The sequence below is a fragment of the Halobellus sp. genome, from assembly GCF_042218505.1.
GTDB lineage: Archaea > Halobacteriota > Halobacteria > Halobacteriales > Haloferacaceae > Haloquadratum.
Window position 1 is genome coordinate 84,033 of the sequence record NZ_JBDGQZ010000050.1, and the last position, 14,118, is coordinate 98,150.

Here is a 14,118-nt window from a genome sequence, read left to right on the forward strand (position 1 = left end):
GTGACTGCCCCGGCGAACCGTCTCCGAAGCGATTAAGCCCCGACTGAGCCAACGTCGTCGTATGAAGAAAGTCATCATTCGTGGGGATCCCGGCATCGGCCGCGGCGCGACCATCGAACTCGACGGTGAGGAGGTCGTCTGCTTCTCGATCGATCGACAGAGCGACTACCACGGCGCGGAGCGGCCGCAACTGTGGTGCACCGTCGGCAGCGAAGCGGAACGTGAGGCGTTCGAGAAGCGGGAGTTCGTCCCGCACTTTCTCGATGTCGTTGCGGTCGACGCCGAGGCGATCGACGTGATCGTCGAGCGCGGTACGTAACGCAGTCTGTCTTCTCGAACGGGCGGTGCGGACCCGCTAGGAACCGACCGGCAGGGCGTCGTGAGCGACAGCGTAGATCCGGACGTCACCGGACTGGTGGACGAGCCTGAACGCGTCGCTTTCGAATTCGATCGAACCGTAGCGAGCCCGCTCATTTGGCCCCACGACGACGTATTCGACGTTGTACCGCTTGAGGCGGTCGGCCCTGACCGCCGCGCTACCGGTGTAGATCGCGTCCACATCGCGGACGCGCTGGCGGTACGCTTCTCGTCCGCGGTAGCCCACCTCGTGTTGCCAGCCCGCGACGGTCGGTACCCCGGTCAGACTCGAAATCGGGTTCGCCTGCCACGTGTACATCACCCGTCCGCGCCCGTCGGTGCCGCCGGGATACCACCCAGTGCCCGGCGCTTCCAGCACCGTCGGTTGCCCCTCCAGATCGTCGACCCACGCGATTGCCCGATCGTAACCCCGATGCTGCGTCTCGACGAACTGCGTCGCGTCCAGCGTCGGCCCGCCGGCCGGCGTGGTTTCCGCGTGTGACCCGAGCGCGAGGACGCCGTAGACGCTCGTCGAAGTGATCAGGACGACCGCGAGCGCGACGGCTCCGACGCGTCGCCACGGGATATTGCCGACGGAGCGTCGCGCCGCCCCGGCCGCCCCAGCCGCGTCGCGATCGAAGGTTGCGAGGACGAATCCGGGAACTGCCACCCCCATTGCCGTCCCCCAAAACACCCACACCTGCATATACGCTTTGAACACCGTGTTCATCCGCCCGGGGCCCGCCTGCTCGTTCACGTAGACGAGTTCGACGAGCGTGACGAGTCCTGCGCCCGCGACGATCAGGACCGTCTCGTAGCCGAGCGACCGCGACGTTCGGAGTCCGACCCACGCGAGCACGAGCAGCGGCACCGACACCCCGAGCGCCGCGAGGCCGATCTGCTGGCCGACGACCCCGGCCAACAGGACCGCGAGAACGAGCGGCCAGCGCCGTTCGAGGTGGACCCCTGAGAGCAGATACGCCCCGAAGCCGACGACGAACGCCCCGTGGACCAGGAGCAGGCCGCCGAAGCCGCTGCGCATCGAGCGCTCGAGGAACTCGACCGACCGCCCGCCGCCACCCGTCGCCGCACCGAGCAGGAACGGGAGCGCCAGCAGGACGGCGATTGTCGCAGCGACCGGCACCGCGAGCGTCGCACCGCCGAGACGTCGGAGTTCACCGTCGAGCCGCGACGGCGCCGACACCGACGTCTCGGTATCGCCGTCTCCTCTGACACCCGAACGGAGTCGCACAGCGATCGGATCAGGGAACAGCGTCGCTGGATCGGCCGGGGCAAACATCGCTGCCAGCCATCCGAGCGCGAGTACGCTGGGGAAACTCCAGGTGTTCTGCACCGCCTGCCAGGCCGCGAGGATCGGCAGGACGCCGAAGACGAGCGCTTGTCGCCGCCGACGGTTCGACTGCGGTGTCCGGTAGTAGGCGTAGCCGACGGCCCCGGCCAGCAGCAGCGTCGACGTCCCCATCATATGCGCGTGGAGGTCGCCGTTCATCCACGCGAACAGCGGGAACTCGTTGATTGTCCCGGGAATGACCCGGGAGGCGCGCCAGTAACTGAACGAGTCCACGCCCGCGAGGATGTCCTCGACGGTGTATCGGCTCCGTGCCGCGACGGCCGCCGCTGCGGGCCGTTGTAGCGATTCGGGGAGCGCAAGGAGCGCGAATCGGCCGGCAGTGACGACGTTGCTCGCAACGCCGACAAAGAAGACAGCGACGACCCCTGCCAGTCGGCGTGCGCGTCGGGGCGATAGCGAGTCCGGGACGCCGGGCAGTCGGTCGGCCCCGATCGCTCCTGCCAGTTCGAAGGCGGCGCTCACGAGCGCGGCGTAGAACCCCGCGAGCGCGAGGTTGTACGCGAACCGCGGCGGCGCGCCCGTGAGCCACGACAGCAGCGTCGCCGTCAGATGGCCACCGTAGTAGTACTTTATCGGTTCGTTTGCGAACCAGAAGTCCTCCGGTGGGAGCGTCGGTGAGCGCGCGAGCGTCTTCAGGAGGCCGAAGTCGAGGAACTTCTCGCCTCCGCCGGGATGGACCGCCGGATCGAGCGCCCGGATCGCGACGATGAACGCGAACCCGAGGAGGAAGACGACAGCCGCGTCGGTCGCGGCGTCGCGGTCGATATCCACGCCGAGTCTGAGCGTCCCGTCCCGAAGTGCGTCGATATTGATGCCTGCGAGCGCGCTTGCGACGAGGAGCGCGAGGACGCCGCCAGTGAGCGCGAGCGGTCCCCACGACAGGTGGCCGATCCAGTAGGCGGGGACGCTAAGGACGACGAGCGCAATCGGTACTGCGAACCCAGCTCCGCGACCCCGTGCTCCCGGGAGTAATCGCGCGGCGAGCGGCAGGCCGAGCGCGAAGAGCGCAGCGTAGAGGGCCACCCACAGGACAACGAGAGCGTACTCCATTCTCCGTGTCTCAGGGAGCGAGACGGCGGAACATACGCTTTGTGATGGCGCTCTGCGGAACACCGCTCCCGCGACGCGTAGCGGTTGGTTTTTACCGCAAAAGCCGGTACCGGGAGGTAATGACTCGCTCCGTCGGGATCGTGGTCCCCGCATATCGCCCGGATCCCGAGCGTCTCACCGCCTATCTCGACGCGCTTACGGCGCGACTCGACCTGTCGGTCGTCCGGGTCGAACTCGACGCCCCGCGGTCCGACATCTACGAGCAACTCGGTCCCCTCCCCGACTGCGTCGAAGTTGCGACTGCCGACCGCCGGCGTGGAAAGGGCACGGCGATCACCGCGGGCTTCGAGGCGCTCGTTGCCGACGTCGACGTGTTGGCGTTCGCTGACGCCGACGGCAGCACTCCGTCGGAATCGTTCGCAAGTATCGTCTCCACCGTCACCGACGGCGACGCCGACCTCGCGGTCGGGTCTCGACGACACCCGGACGCCGACGTCGCGACACATCAGACGCTGGCTCGGCGGCGACTCGGTGACGGATTCGCGTGGCTCGCGCGGCGGATGCTCGACGAGAGCCTCTACGACTACCAGTGCGGTGCGAAAGCGCTCACCGCCGACACGTGGCGTGATGTCCGCGAGCACCTCTACGAACCGGGATTCGCTTGGGATATCGAACTCGTCGCCATCACGAACGCACTGGAGCATCAGATCGTCGAGGTCCCCGTTCGCTGGGAGGACCAGCCGGGATCGACCGTCTCGACGGTCGGCACGACCCTCCGCTTCGCTCGGGCGCTCGTGACCGCTCGCCACCGAGCGCGACTGCTGCGTGAGGACCGACTGCACGAACTACTCGCGACTGGCCGAAGCGAACCGTCGCTGCTCGATCGACTGGCGGCGGGCGAGACAGAGGCCGTCGAGGCCGACTGAATGCTCCGCGAGTCCGCCGACGCGCTCCTGTCGGGCGTTCGCTTCGGGAAGTTCGTCTCCGTCGGCGCGGTGGGTGCGGTCTTCGATGTGACCACGACGACCGCGCTCATCGTCGGTCTCGGAGTCCTCGGGGAGTACGCCAAACTCGTCGGCGCGGAGGTCGCCATCATCGTGATGTTCGCGATCAACGAGCGCTGGACCTTCTCCGAACTCGGCGATTCGGGCGTGACTCCGACGCTCGGTCGGTTCGTCCGATCGAACGTCGTCCGAAGTGGCGGCCTCGCTGTGCAGTTTCTGATCGTCCGCGCGTTCAGACAGGTCGAACTCACCCTGCCGTTTCTCGGTATCGATCTCTGGCAGTTGATCCCGATCCCCATCGCGATTGGGGCGTCGGTACTCCTGAACTACGTCGCCGAAAGCCTGCTCACGTGGCGTGTGACTAGTGCGTGAGAGCCGTGTTACTTCGAGGGAAACTGCCACACTGCGGGTGAAACACAACCCTTAACCGTAGCCCACGGTTTCGTTCCAGTAGCGGGATGGGATAGCCAGGAGATTCCGCCGGGCTCATAACCCGGAGATCGGTAGTTCAAATCTACCTCCCGCTATGATTTTCCGACCTCACTGCGAGGCGTTCTATCGCCGAGTACTCCGCGGGTTCGGTTTCATAGCCACAGTAGATTTGAACGAGAGAACCGAGCGGGAGCGCGGTTCGTGTAGTTCAAATCTACCTCCCGCTACTGGTTTACGAACTCACGTTGCGAGGCGGTTCATCGCCGAACCCCCCTGTGAGTTCAGTGCAGTAGTCACGAGAGAGATTTGAACGAGAGAGCGACAGCGAAAGCCGCACCGCTCACACTCCGCTTCGTCACTGTCCTCCCGACTGTTCCGTATCGCGCGGGTACCGCTGCGGTTCCTCGAGGGTGAAACCGCCGTCAGACGCGTCGGAGTCGACCCTGCGAAGCCTGACTGTTGGACAATTACTATGATGGTCTCGTCGTATATACTCCGTATGCGACCCCCGGAGGACGTTGCGACGTACTTCGAACGAGGACCCGGGTGTACGTACACCAAGCACGTGGAAGAGATCCCGACCGGACCGCGTGAAGAGACGATGTCCGAACAGGTTGGCGGGATCGTCCTCGACGACGAGGGATACTGGCACTGCTCACACGCCCGGTACGCCGACCACGACACCTGCGTCTTCCACACCGATCCCGACGACCGGCCCGCGGATCTCGACCTCGGCGAGCACTTCGCCTCGCTCGTCACGATGGACCTCTCCGGGGCTGATCGCGACCAGCGGCGGAAACTGAAGCAGTTCATCGGCGCGGAGTTCGGCGAGATGGACCTGAACTTCGAGCACCTGAGCACGTCGGACAATCTGATACTCGACCTCCGGTGTTGTGATGCGGCGGCGCTGCACCTCGAATCAGTCGAGTTCACGAACCCCGTCGACATCAGGGGGAGCAACGTCACCCGTCTCAATGCGACCGAATCGGACTGGCACCAACTCTACGCTCAAGAACTCACCGCGGACCTGGTCGAATTCGACCAGGCGAATCTTCAGCGTGCGTACTTTCAGGACACCGAGATCAGACGCGTTCGCTTCTATTGGACCGACATCGACTACGTTAATTACCATCGATGTGATATTAAGTGGGCGAATTTCCTGTACGCGCAGTTGGGCGAGTCCGGATTCTTCAACTCCGAGTTCCACGTCGCCACGTTCATCAACGCGGATATCGAGGGCGGCTACTTCAACGATGCCTCCTTCTCGTATCTGGCATTCAGGGGCGTCGACGGTCGGGTCGCGCACTTCGCGGGTGTCTCCGCCGACGCAGCGACGTTCGAGGGGGTGACGCTCGACAAACTCACGATCAAGCGTGATTCCGAGGGCGCGGCGTTCGACTGGACCGTCTTCGACGAGGCCGAGATTGACACGGTGTACGTCTCGGAGTCGGATCTCGGCATCGCCTCCTTCGTGGGTGCAGAGTTCGGCACGTTCGTGTTGCGCGACGTTTCCTTCCACTATATCATCGATCTGGCCGACACGGTCGTTCGGGAGGAGGCGGTCGTCGAACCCGCCGACGACGTCGGCGTCGGGGTCCTGTCACATCGGGACGCGACGATCGCGTCGGGCGAGTATATCCAGCCGCAGGAGGGAGACGTGATCTACGACTTCACCGACGCTGTCGTCGGCGACGTCGACCTGCACGGCGACTTCGAGGAGAGCCTCCTCAACTACATCAGATTCTACCGGACGGAGTTCGACGGGTTCAAATTCGGCAAACTGGCCGAGGTCAGTTTCGACGATCTGCAGTACACCATCCACACGGTGATGGACGAATACACGCGGGACATTCAGCTCGCCACGCGATTGAACGAGATCGCTCTGGACCTACATCCTGCGTTCGGCGACGCCGACCCGCTCGGTTCCAGTGGCAAGTACAACACCGTCGATTTCGCGTTTGTTGAGGAACGCGGGATCGAACGGAACACTCGAGAGCGGGCGCTGGAGCGCGCTGAAGCGCAAGTCGATTCCGCAACCGGAGACGAGACGGCACTGGAGACGACCCTGGGCGCGCTGGAAACCACGTATCTCAGAGCAAAGAACGGGGCTTCGAACGTCGGCGACAGCGTGACCGCCGGCCGGTTCTTCGAGAAAGAGCGGACCTTTCGCCGAAAACGCCACTGGGACAATATGATCCGGGCCGAGTCGCTGACAGCGAAGTTTTATCGGGGAACCCAGTGGGTCAGAAACTGGCTGTTCGCGGTGAGTGCCGGATACGGTGAACGACCGCTCCGGGTGTTCGGCTTCTCCATCGGGATGGTGATCCTCTTCACGCTCGCTTACGCCGGTAGCGGCGAGCCGTTAGCGGGCGTTGAGAACCCTTCGATTCTCGCGTACTTCCTGTTTAGTTTCCAGAGTTTCATCGCTTTCGTCGTCGGCTCGCCGTCCGGGACAGACGCCCTAATGATCCGGCTGCTGAGCGCGTTCGAGGGATTCGTCGGGGCGTTCATCGTCGGGTTGTTCGTATTCGTCTTGACCCGCCAGGTCCACCGGTGACCCCTCACATAAAGCGCCCGCGGACACCAGTACCTATTTACTCGATATGCGAGTGTGTGCTGGTAATGTGGCTGGCACTCTCTGCGGTCCTGGCGACGGAGTTCGACGAGGCGTTCACATTCGACTGTGGCGTCTCCGCCCCCTCCGCGGAGCATCCGTCTCCCGACCGCGGATTCCCGCTTTCCGTCCAGTTCCTCCGGGAAGACGCGGTCAGACTGCTCTTCCGTCCGAACCCGGAAGCCTCTTCGACGGACTGCTCCCCGCTCGATCTTCCGTACGACGAGTACGCACGGGACCCGCCCGTCGCCGTCGATTCGAGCGACGACGCCGTCGAACTTTCGACCGACGGCCTCTCCTTCGAGATCGACCGCGGCACGGCCGCGTTCACTGTCTCTCGCGACGGCGATCGGCTGCTCGACACTGGCATCGAGGTCGCGAACAACCGTGGCGAGTTCCGCGTCCCTCCGATGGGATACGAGGAGACCGTCGTCGACAACTACCCGCTGGAGGTGACCCGGACGGGGTTCTCGACCAGGTCGGACCCCGCCGAGTCCTTCCTCGGCCTGGGTGAGCAGTTCACCGCGTTCGAAAAGAGCGGCCAGCGCGTGGAAACCTCGGTCGCCCAGGCACACGGTACGAACTCCGACGAGACCTACGCTCCAGTTCCGTTCTTTCTGTCCGACCGGGGGTACGGCGTCCTCGTCGAGACAACGGCGGACGTCACGTTCGACTTCGGCCACGAGACGCCGGACGTGACCGCGATCGACGTAGCCGCGCCGGTCCTCTCGGTCGTCGTCTTCGCCGGCGACTCGCTGAAGGAGGTCATCTCCTCGTACACCGGACTGACGGGTCGAGCGCCCGAACTCCCCGCGTGGACGTACGGCGTCTGGATGTCCCGGAACTCGTATGAATCCCAGGAGGAGGTGCTCGACGTCGCCGGTGAGATACGGGATCGCTCGATGCCGTGTGACGTCATCCACGTCGACCCGCAGTGGATGGATATGGAGGCCCCGGAGATGGCTTTCGACCCCGACTCGTTTCCGGATCCCGAAGGGATGGCTTCGCGTCTCGCCGAGGGCGGATTCAAACTCTCGCTGTGGGAGTACCCGTACGTCAAAACGGGGACAGATCTGTTTCGAACGGCCGTACAGAACGGGTATCTGGTCCACGATCACGAAGGTCGGACGTACATTTTCAGGCGACCGAGTTACCCGACCGCCCGCGCCGGCATCGTCGACTTTTCCAACCCCGAGGCAGTCGAGTGGTGGCGGGAGATCCACCGGGAGTTGATCGACGTCGGTGCCGACGTGTTCAAGACCGACTTCGGCGAGTACCTTCCCCCGCAGACCACGACGGCCGATCGGCGGACCGGCACGGCTGCGAAGAACGCGTATCCGGTCGAGTACCAGCGCGCCGTCGCAGGCGCGTTCGAGGGGACCGACAAGCCGGCCGTCCTCTGGTCGCGCTCCGCGTGGGCAAGCGCCCAGCAGTACCCGGTTCACTGGGGCGGCGACACGAAGTCGACTTTCGACGGATTCCGGGCGAGCGTCCGCGGCGGCCTGAGTCTGCTCGCCTCCGGTTTCCAATTCTGGAGTTGCGACATCGGCGGGTACAAGCCCGCTCCCTCGGAGACGCTCTACATCCGGTGGGCCCAGTGGGGACTGCTCGCGCTGTCGCACCCGCGGTTTCACGGCAAGACGCCCCGTGAACCGTGGGCGGTCGGCGACCGGGCGGCCGAGGTCGTCGGCGAGTTCGCACGACTCCGCTACCGCCTCCTCCCGTACTACCTCAGTTACGGTTGCGAAGCGGCCGCCACCGGCGTTCCAGTGATGCGTCCGATGGCGCTCGAATTCGAAGATCACCCGACGTCGTCGTCTGCGACGCAGCATATGGTGGGCGAGGAGTTCCTCATCGCCCCGGTTCTGTCCGACGACGGGTCGGTGAGCGTCACTCTCCCGCCTGGAGAGTGGATCGACTACTGGAGCGGCGAGTATCGCACCGGACCGGAGCGCCGAACGGTCACTGCCGACATCGACGAACTCCCCCTGTTCGTCCGGGCAGGGAGCGTCGTCCCGGAGCGTCCGTCGTCGTCCCGTTCGGAGAGGCCACCGTCAGGACTCCGGTACCGAGTGTATCCCCACCGAGAGCGGGAGACGACCGCCAAGTTCACCGTCCGACACCCCGAGGCCCCGGACGCTGGTTCGATTGACGTGACGATCGACGACTCGTGGGACGCGGTGGCGGTCACGACGTCGGGCGCGTTACCGTCCGGTACGGTGGTGGTCGAGAACGCGCTCTCGCCACCGGACCGTGTCACCGTCGATGGGACGGACCTCGCAGACTCCGCCGTGGAACACGACGCCACCGAACAGACCCTCCGGTTCGATATCGATCGCTGAGTCGCTCACCGGTGTCTGTCCAGTCCTCTGAGGGGCTCTCTCTCGTGTCACCCGGCCATCTCTCCTGTCCGTGTCGGCCCGTTATGACTTCGCGCTGGCCTCCTCGATCGCCTCGATGCGCTCGAGATCTCTCACCCCCTCACCTGCGTCGGGCGTCGGCGACTCGTCCCGAAAGATGCACTGCGCGAAATAATCGACCTGGGCGGCGTACTCGTCGAACGGGTCGGGACCGACCGTCCGCCGCGTTCCGTGCTCGACGATGGTCACCACCGGTTGTGCCGACGGATGATAGGGCTCCTCGATCGCCACCAGTCCCTCGGTCCCGTTGATCCGCAGATGGCTCGTCGGCTCCGCGGCGAAACTCGCCGAACACAGCGCGCGGAAGTCATCGCCATCAGCGAGTGCGAACGCGGCGTGCGCGTCGACGCCTCCCAGCTCGGGGTCCTGACGGAGGTCGCCCCACGACGCTTCGAGCGGTCGATCGAGCAGGAACTGCAGCGTGTTTATCGGGTAGATCCCGATGTCTCGAAGTGCGCCTCCGCCGCTGTCGGGATCGAGTCGCCAGCCCTCGGTCTCCTGAGTGTCGACGCGGAATGCCACGTCAGAGTGTGCGGACACGGGCGTCCCGATCAGCCCCTCCCGAATCGCGTCCCGGAGCGACCGCATCACGGGTTTGAACTGCACTCGGTAGCCGATCAGACACGGCACCCCTGCGTCGTCGATCAGGGCACGGATCGCTCGCGCCCCGTCTGCCGTCGGTGCGACCGGCTTCTCACAGAGAATCGGTTTTCCCATCGACGCCGCGGTCTGGACGACCCGTCTGTGGAGGTGGTTCGGGGTGGCGATGTAGACGGCGTCGTACGCCTCCGCGGCGGCGCCATCGTGGAACGACTCGGGAGCGAGCCGTTCGACGGATTTCGCAGTCTCGACCGTTTCGACGTCCGGAGAGACCAGTACCGTCGTCTCACAGTGCCTCGACGCCTCGATCCCCGGAAGCACGTACTCTCTGGCGAACGCTCCCACGCCGACAATCGCGACGCTGAGAGGGCCCGCAGTCACCGTTCGCTCCCACGGCCGCGGTTCGATCGGCTCGTTCATTCGTCCGTACTCGGTGTCCCTGCGGATTTAGGTCTGCCGCGGTCGAGGCTCAATCACTCGCAGAAACGATCCGCTCATCGCCGATCCGTCACCCTGTTTGTGCCGCAGTGACACACAGATGAGTCTATCCGTCTCTGGCACGTAACGTGGTTCGATGGAACTGGTAGCGGTTGTCGCTATGACAGAGGATCGAGTCATCGCGACCGAAAATGATGTCCCCTGGAACTATCCGGCAGACGTGAAACAATATAAGGATCGAGTCTCTGAGAGTCCGGTCATTCTCGGACGGCAAACCTACGAATCGATGCTGCCCGACCCGCCGGGTCGCAGGCACATCGTTCTGAGCCGATCGCTCGAAACGGCTGGGCCGGCGACTGCAACCATCGCCAGGTCACCTGCGGAGGCGCTAACGATGGCTGCGGAGATGGATGCAGAGACGGTGTACGTGCTCGGCGGCGGCGAGATCTACGATGCCTTCCTGCCCGAGTACGACCGGATGGTGATCAGCGTCGTCGACTATCTGATCGACCACGAATCGTGTCGTCGGATCGTGCGCTTCCCGGAGTGGGACGACACTGCGTGGGAAAAAGTATCGATCGACAACTCCTACAACGGGTTCAGAATCGACTTCTGGGAGTCCACCGACTCGAACTGATCGGTCGGTCCGCTCGGCACCCCTCCGAGTGCGTCACAGATATCCCAGATCTTCGAGCCGCTGTGTGACGTCGATGTCCTCGAGTTCGTCGTCGTTGTCGTACTTGTCCAACTCGTCTTCTCCTTCTTCCAGCGGAGCTGATATCTGCGCCGTGCCGTCTTCGGCGATCTGCCTCGCTACTTCGAGCGGCGGCGTGCTGCAGACGCCGTCGACGTCGAGACTGACCGTGTCAGCCGTAGTCCCAGACACCTGTGCGGCGTACGACGCGCCACCCCACGACGCGTGCTTGTAGACGCTGTTGCCGGGCCCGTCGGTGTAGACGATGCTCATCTCCTGCAGGAACCGCTCGGGATTGTCGGTGAACCGCCGTGCCTTCTCGGCCTCCTGTGCGTTCGGCGGGGCCTGGTACGCGACGACGCGGCCGTCCTCGGCGGTGAACCAGCCCGGATCTGCCGACGCGTCTGCCGATCGAGCCGCCTCCACGACGGTCGGGAACTTCGACGGATCAGCGAGCGACGTAATCCTGCTCGCAGCCCTTTGCCCCGGTGCCTTGACGAGGAGGGGTACGTGGTACACCACCTCGTGCGTCCCCATCCCGTGCATAAGCGGCAGCGGATCGCCCCCGACTGCCGTTGGCTCGGCAAATCCGTCCCCGTGGTCCGCCGTGACCACGACGAGCGTATCGTCTATCGAGCCGTCCGTCTCCAGTGCCTCCAGAACGCGGCCGAACGCTGCGTCCGCTTGCTTGACGGCGCCGTCGTAGAGTCGACGCAACGGGTACACCACTGTCTGGGGGACGGATCCACCGTACACCCCCCAGCGCCACTTGAACGGGAGCTGTTCGTGGATCGCCGCCGCGAACTCGTCGCGCCAGTCGTCGTAGTTGGCGCGCGTCTCGTAGGGGGTGTGGGCGTCCATCAGGTTGATACAGGCCGCCCACGGGTCATCGCGGTCGCCGAGCCACTCCTCGAACCGGTCGACGTACCAGAATCCGTCCACGGTGACGGTGTCGTCGTCCGCATCTGCACCCCGCGTCTCGTCGTCGGTTTCGGTCACGACTTCGTCGAACGCTGCCCTGAGATTGCTCTCGTGGACCGTGAGGTACGGATTCTCCGAGAAGACTGCCGTATCGTAGCCCTGTTCGGAGAGGTCCTCGAAGACGGTGTGGCCGGCTTCCAGTCGGTCGGTGATCTGCATCTGGTGCTCCGCCGGCGAGACGCCCGTCAAGATACTCGCGTGAGACGGCAGCGACCAACCGGCCGGCGACCGGGCCTGGGTGTACGTCGTCGCGCCCTCGGCAAACTCCTCGAGCACCGGCGTCGTTTTGCGCCGATACCCGTGAAGTGAGGTGTTGCGGGCCCGAACACAATCCAACACCACAAGTAGAACGTTGGCGTCTGACACGCCAATTCGTACTGCTCGGAGTACCAAAACGCCTCTGATTGCCGGTCTCCCGTGTTGGGAGCGCGGTGAATTATCGTTCTGTACCGCCCGGACGCATTCGGTCATACTCGATGCTCGCGTACTCCCGCTCATAGGTCCCAGTCCAGAATCTCGGGCTCGGGGCCGTTCGAGAATACATATACCGGGCCGTGTTCATTTGTACCTATGAGCGGTTCAAATCCCGAACACGCGGGATGGTTCACGGATTTCGACCCAGAGAATGTCGAAGCAGCAGCGACTGCAATTTCCGAAGGGGAAGCCGGTGAACCGCAAAACTGGCCGGAACGCGCCGTCCAGTCGGGTCTCGTCGACGACGAGGACGAGTACTACAGAGTGCTTCGCGAGGCAACGCGCCGTGCGACCCGCGAGGCCGTCACCGAACGCGAGCGCGCCGACGACCAGCAGTTGACACACGCGATTAGAGCGATGGACGACGCCGAACGAACGGCAAACGAACTCGCGGAACGCCTCGCGGAGTGGGCAGGGTCGCTCGAACGCGACACCCCGACGGGAATCGAGGGGGCCCGCGCGGTGACCGCGTGGTCGGCGGAGACGCCCGCGCAAGAGCGTGTTGTCTCGCTGGCGGAACGCGTCGTCGGTCTCGACGCCGAGCGGGCCGACCTCCGCTCGTTCGTGGAGTCGCACGCACCCGAGGTGGCCCCGAACCTGGCCGCGATGGCGGGCCCCGTGCTCGCAGCGCGACTGATCGCACTCGCAGGTGGACTGGAACCGCTGGCGAAGAAGCCCGCGGGGACCGTCCAGGTCCTCGGTGCGGAAGACGCGCTCTTCGCACATCTCCGAGGCCACGGGCCGTCGCCGAAACACGGCGTCATCTTCACGCACGAGTACGTCCGCGGGACGCATCCCGAGAACCGCGGGTCGGCCGCGCGGGCATTCGCAGCCAAACTCGCGATTGCGGCCCGGATTGACCACTACTCGGGCGAGTACAAGGAATCGGTCCACGACGACCTCGACGAGCGGATGGCGGCCATCCGGTCGCGGGAGGTGGGCAAGTGAGCCCCTCGTTGCCGGCGGGCGTCGAGCGGCGATCGTTCGACGGCCGCGAGCGACTCGCGACGCGAGGTGAGCCGGTGTACGGCGAACCGCAGGATGACGACGGGTGGCGAGCGTGGGATGCCGGCCGGTCGAAACTCGGCGCGATGCTCGAACTCGGAGCAGACGTCGGTCTCGACGGCGGCGAGCGCGTCCTCTATCTCGGTGCGGCCGCGGGGACGACCGTCTCCCACGTCGCCGACTTCGCTGGGCCGACCTACGCCGTCGAGTTCGCCCCGCGCCCCGCGCGGGACCTCCTCGACGTCGCCGAGTCCCGGGAGACCCTCTTTCCGCTCCTGAAGGACGCCCGCGAGCCAGAGACGTACGCGCACGTCGTCGAATCCGGCCTCGACTGCATCATTCAGGACGTCGCGACGCGCGGGCAGGGGACCGTCGCGCTGCGGAACAAGCGGTTCCTCGCCCCCGACGGCCGACTGCTGGCGGCGATCAAGGCGCGGAGCGAAGACGTCCTCTCGGATCCAGCGGAGGTCTTTTCGGACGTCCTCGCGGATCTCCGTGCCGAGTACGAGATTATCGACACCCAGCGGCTTGATCGGTATCACGACGATCACCTCGCGGTGATCGCCACGCCGAAGTGAGTGAATTCTCCACCGACCCGGGTGGCGGGCGAACCGAGCGATGACCGCTGCGCGGGGTGCGGTTTAGCGAAGGCTTCGCCGCGGCCCGCGACATATTTA

At 65.0% G+C, this 14,118-nt stretch carries 11 protein-coding genes and 1 tRNA gene; 9 read left to right on the forward strand and 3 right to left on the reverse strand.

Features of this window, described 5'->3' with window-relative positions:
• The first annotated feature begins 61 nt into the window (after positions 1-61).
• Positions 62-319, forward strand: coding sequence for an HAH_0734 family protein (locus ABEI27_RS13395; protein ID WP_375799904.1), 258 nt, complete (start codon positions 62-64; stop codon positions 317-319).
• Positions 320-355: 36 nt separating this feature from the next.
• Here ABEI27_RS13395 and ABEI27_RS13400 read toward each other — a convergent pair whose 3' ends face one another.
• The gene (locus ABEI27_RS13400) at positions 356-2,779 is read right to left on the reverse strand and encodes a DUF2298 domain-containing protein (protein WP_375799905.1); all 2,424 of its coding nucleotides are present in this window, start codon (positions 2,777-2,779) and stop codon (positions 356-358) included.
• A gap of 119 nt (positions 2,780-2,898) precedes the next feature.
• Between ABEI27_RS13400 and ABEI27_RS13405 the strand changes: the two genes are divergently transcribed.
• The 5 genes from ABEI27_RS13405 (at position 2,899) to ABEI27_RS13425 (ending at position 9,171) form a co-directional block, all read left to right on the forward strand.
• Positions 2,899-3,705 carry a glycosyltransferase gene (locus ABEI27_RS13405; RefSeq protein WP_375799906.1) on the forward strand — a complete coding sequence of 269 codons (807 nt, stop codon included), beginning with the start codon at positions 2,899-2,901 and terminating at the stop codon, positions 3,703-3,705.
• Positions 3,706-4,155 (forward strand): GtrA family protein, encoded by a 450-nt coding sequence (locus tag ABEI27_RS13410; protein ID WP_375799907.1) that lies wholly within the window; start codon positions 3,706-3,708, stop codon positions 4,153-4,155.
• Between the two features lie 80 nt (positions 4,156-4,235).
• Positions 4,236-4,310: transfer RNA gene (locus tag ABEI27_RS13415), tRNA-Met, on the forward strand.
• A gap of 404 nt (positions 4,311-4,714) precedes the next feature.
• Positions 4,715-6,772, forward strand: a complete 2,058-nt coding sequence (locus tag ABEI27_RS13420; protein ID WP_375799908.1) for a pentapeptide repeat-containing protein — start codon at positions 4,715-4,717, stop codon at positions 6,770-6,772.
• A gap of 65 nt (positions 6,773-6,837) precedes the next feature.
• Positions 6,838-9,171 carry an alpha-xylosidase gene (locus ABEI27_RS13425; RefSeq protein ID WP_375799909.1) on the forward strand — a complete coding sequence of 778 codons (2,334 nt, stop codon included), beginning with the start codon at positions 6,838-6,840 and terminating at the stop codon, positions 9,169-9,171.
• A gap of 81 nt (positions 9,172-9,252) precedes the next feature.
• Here ABEI27_RS13425 and ABEI27_RS13430 read toward each other — a convergent pair whose 3' ends face one another.
• Complete coding sequence (locus ABEI27_RS13430; RefSeq protein WP_375799910.1) at positions 9,253-10,269, reverse strand: Gfo/Idh/MocA family oxidoreductase; 1,017 nt, start codon at positions 10,267-10,269, stop codon at positions 9,253-9,255.
• Between the two features lie 154 nt (positions 10,270-10,423).
• Between ABEI27_RS13430 and ABEI27_RS13435 the strand changes: the two genes are divergently transcribed.
• The gene (locus ABEI27_RS13435; protein ID WP_375799911.1) at positions 10,424-10,924 is read left to right on the forward strand and encodes a dihydrofolate reductase; all 501 of its coding nucleotides are present in this window, start codon (positions 10,424-10,426) and stop codon (positions 10,922-10,924) included.
• Positions 10,925-10,957: 33 nt separating this feature from the next.
• Here the strand turns inward: ABEI27_RS13435 and ABEI27_RS13440 are convergent, their stop codons facing one another.
• Positions 10,958-12,328: a sulfatase gene (locus tag ABEI27_RS13440; RefSeq protein WP_375799912.1), complete on the reverse strand. Its 1,371-nt coding sequence runs from the start codon at positions 12,326-12,328 to the stop codon at positions 10,958-10,960.
• A 204-nt stretch (positions 12,329-12,532) separates the two neighbouring features.
• Here ABEI27_RS13440 and ABEI27_RS13445 point away from each other — a divergent pair, with 204 nt between their 5' ends.
• On the forward strand, positions 12,533-13,384 hold the full coding sequence (locus tag ABEI27_RS13445) for an NOP5/NOP56 family protein (RefSeq protein WP_375799913.1): 852 nt from the start codon (positions 12,533-12,535) through the stop codon (positions 13,382-13,384).
• Positions 13,381-14,019, forward strand: a complete 639-nt coding sequence (locus ABEI27_RS13450) for a fibrillarin-like rRNA/tRNA 2'-O-methyltransferase (protein ID WP_375799914.1) — start codon at positions 13,381-13,383, stop codon at positions 14,017-14,019. The genes ABEI27_RS13445 and ABEI27_RS13450 overlap by 4 nt, the downstream gene beginning before the upstream one ends.
• Positions 14,020-14,118: the final 99 nt, after the last annotated feature.

Excerpts from the sequence above, each read along its gene's own strand:
- ABEI27_RS13400 (WP_375799905.1), bottom strand. The coding sequence starts at position 2,779 with ATGGAGTACGCTCTCGTTGTCCTGTGGGTGGCCCTCTACGCTGCGCTC.
- ABEI27_RS13410 (WP_375799907.1), top strand. The coding sequence starts at position 3,706 with ATGCTCCGCGAGTCCGCCGACGCGCTCCTGTCGGGCGTTCGCTTCGGG.
- ABEI27_RS13405 (WP_375799906.1), top strand. The coding sequence starts at position 2,899 with ATGACTCGCTCCGTCGGGATCGTGGTCCCCGCATATCGCCCGGATCCC.
- ABEI27_RS13435 (WP_375799911.1), top strand. The coding sequence starts at position 10,424 with ATGGAACTGGTAGCGGTTGTCGCTATGACAGAGGATCGAGTCATCGCG.
- ABEI27_RS13430 (WP_375799910.1), bottom strand. The coding sequence starts at position 10,269 with ATGAACGAGCCGATCGAACCGCGGCCGTGGGAGCGAACGGTGACTGCG.
- ABEI27_RS13395 (WP_375799904.1), top strand. The coding sequence starts at position 62 with ATGAAGAAAGTCATCATTCGTGGGGATCCCGGCATCGGCCGCGGCGCG.
- ABEI27_RS13420 (WP_375799908.1), top strand. The coding sequence starts at position 4,715 with ATGCGACCCCCGGAGGACGTTGCGACGTACTTCGAACGAGGACCCGGG.
- ABEI27_RS13445 (WP_375799913.1), top strand. The coding sequence starts at position 12,533 with ATGAGCGGTTCAAATCCCGAACACGCGGGATGGTTCACGGATTTCGAC.
- ABEI27_RS13425 (WP_375799909.1), top strand. The coding sequence starts at position 6,838 with ATGTGGCTGGCACTCTCTGCGGTCCTGGCGACGGAGTTCGACGAGGCG.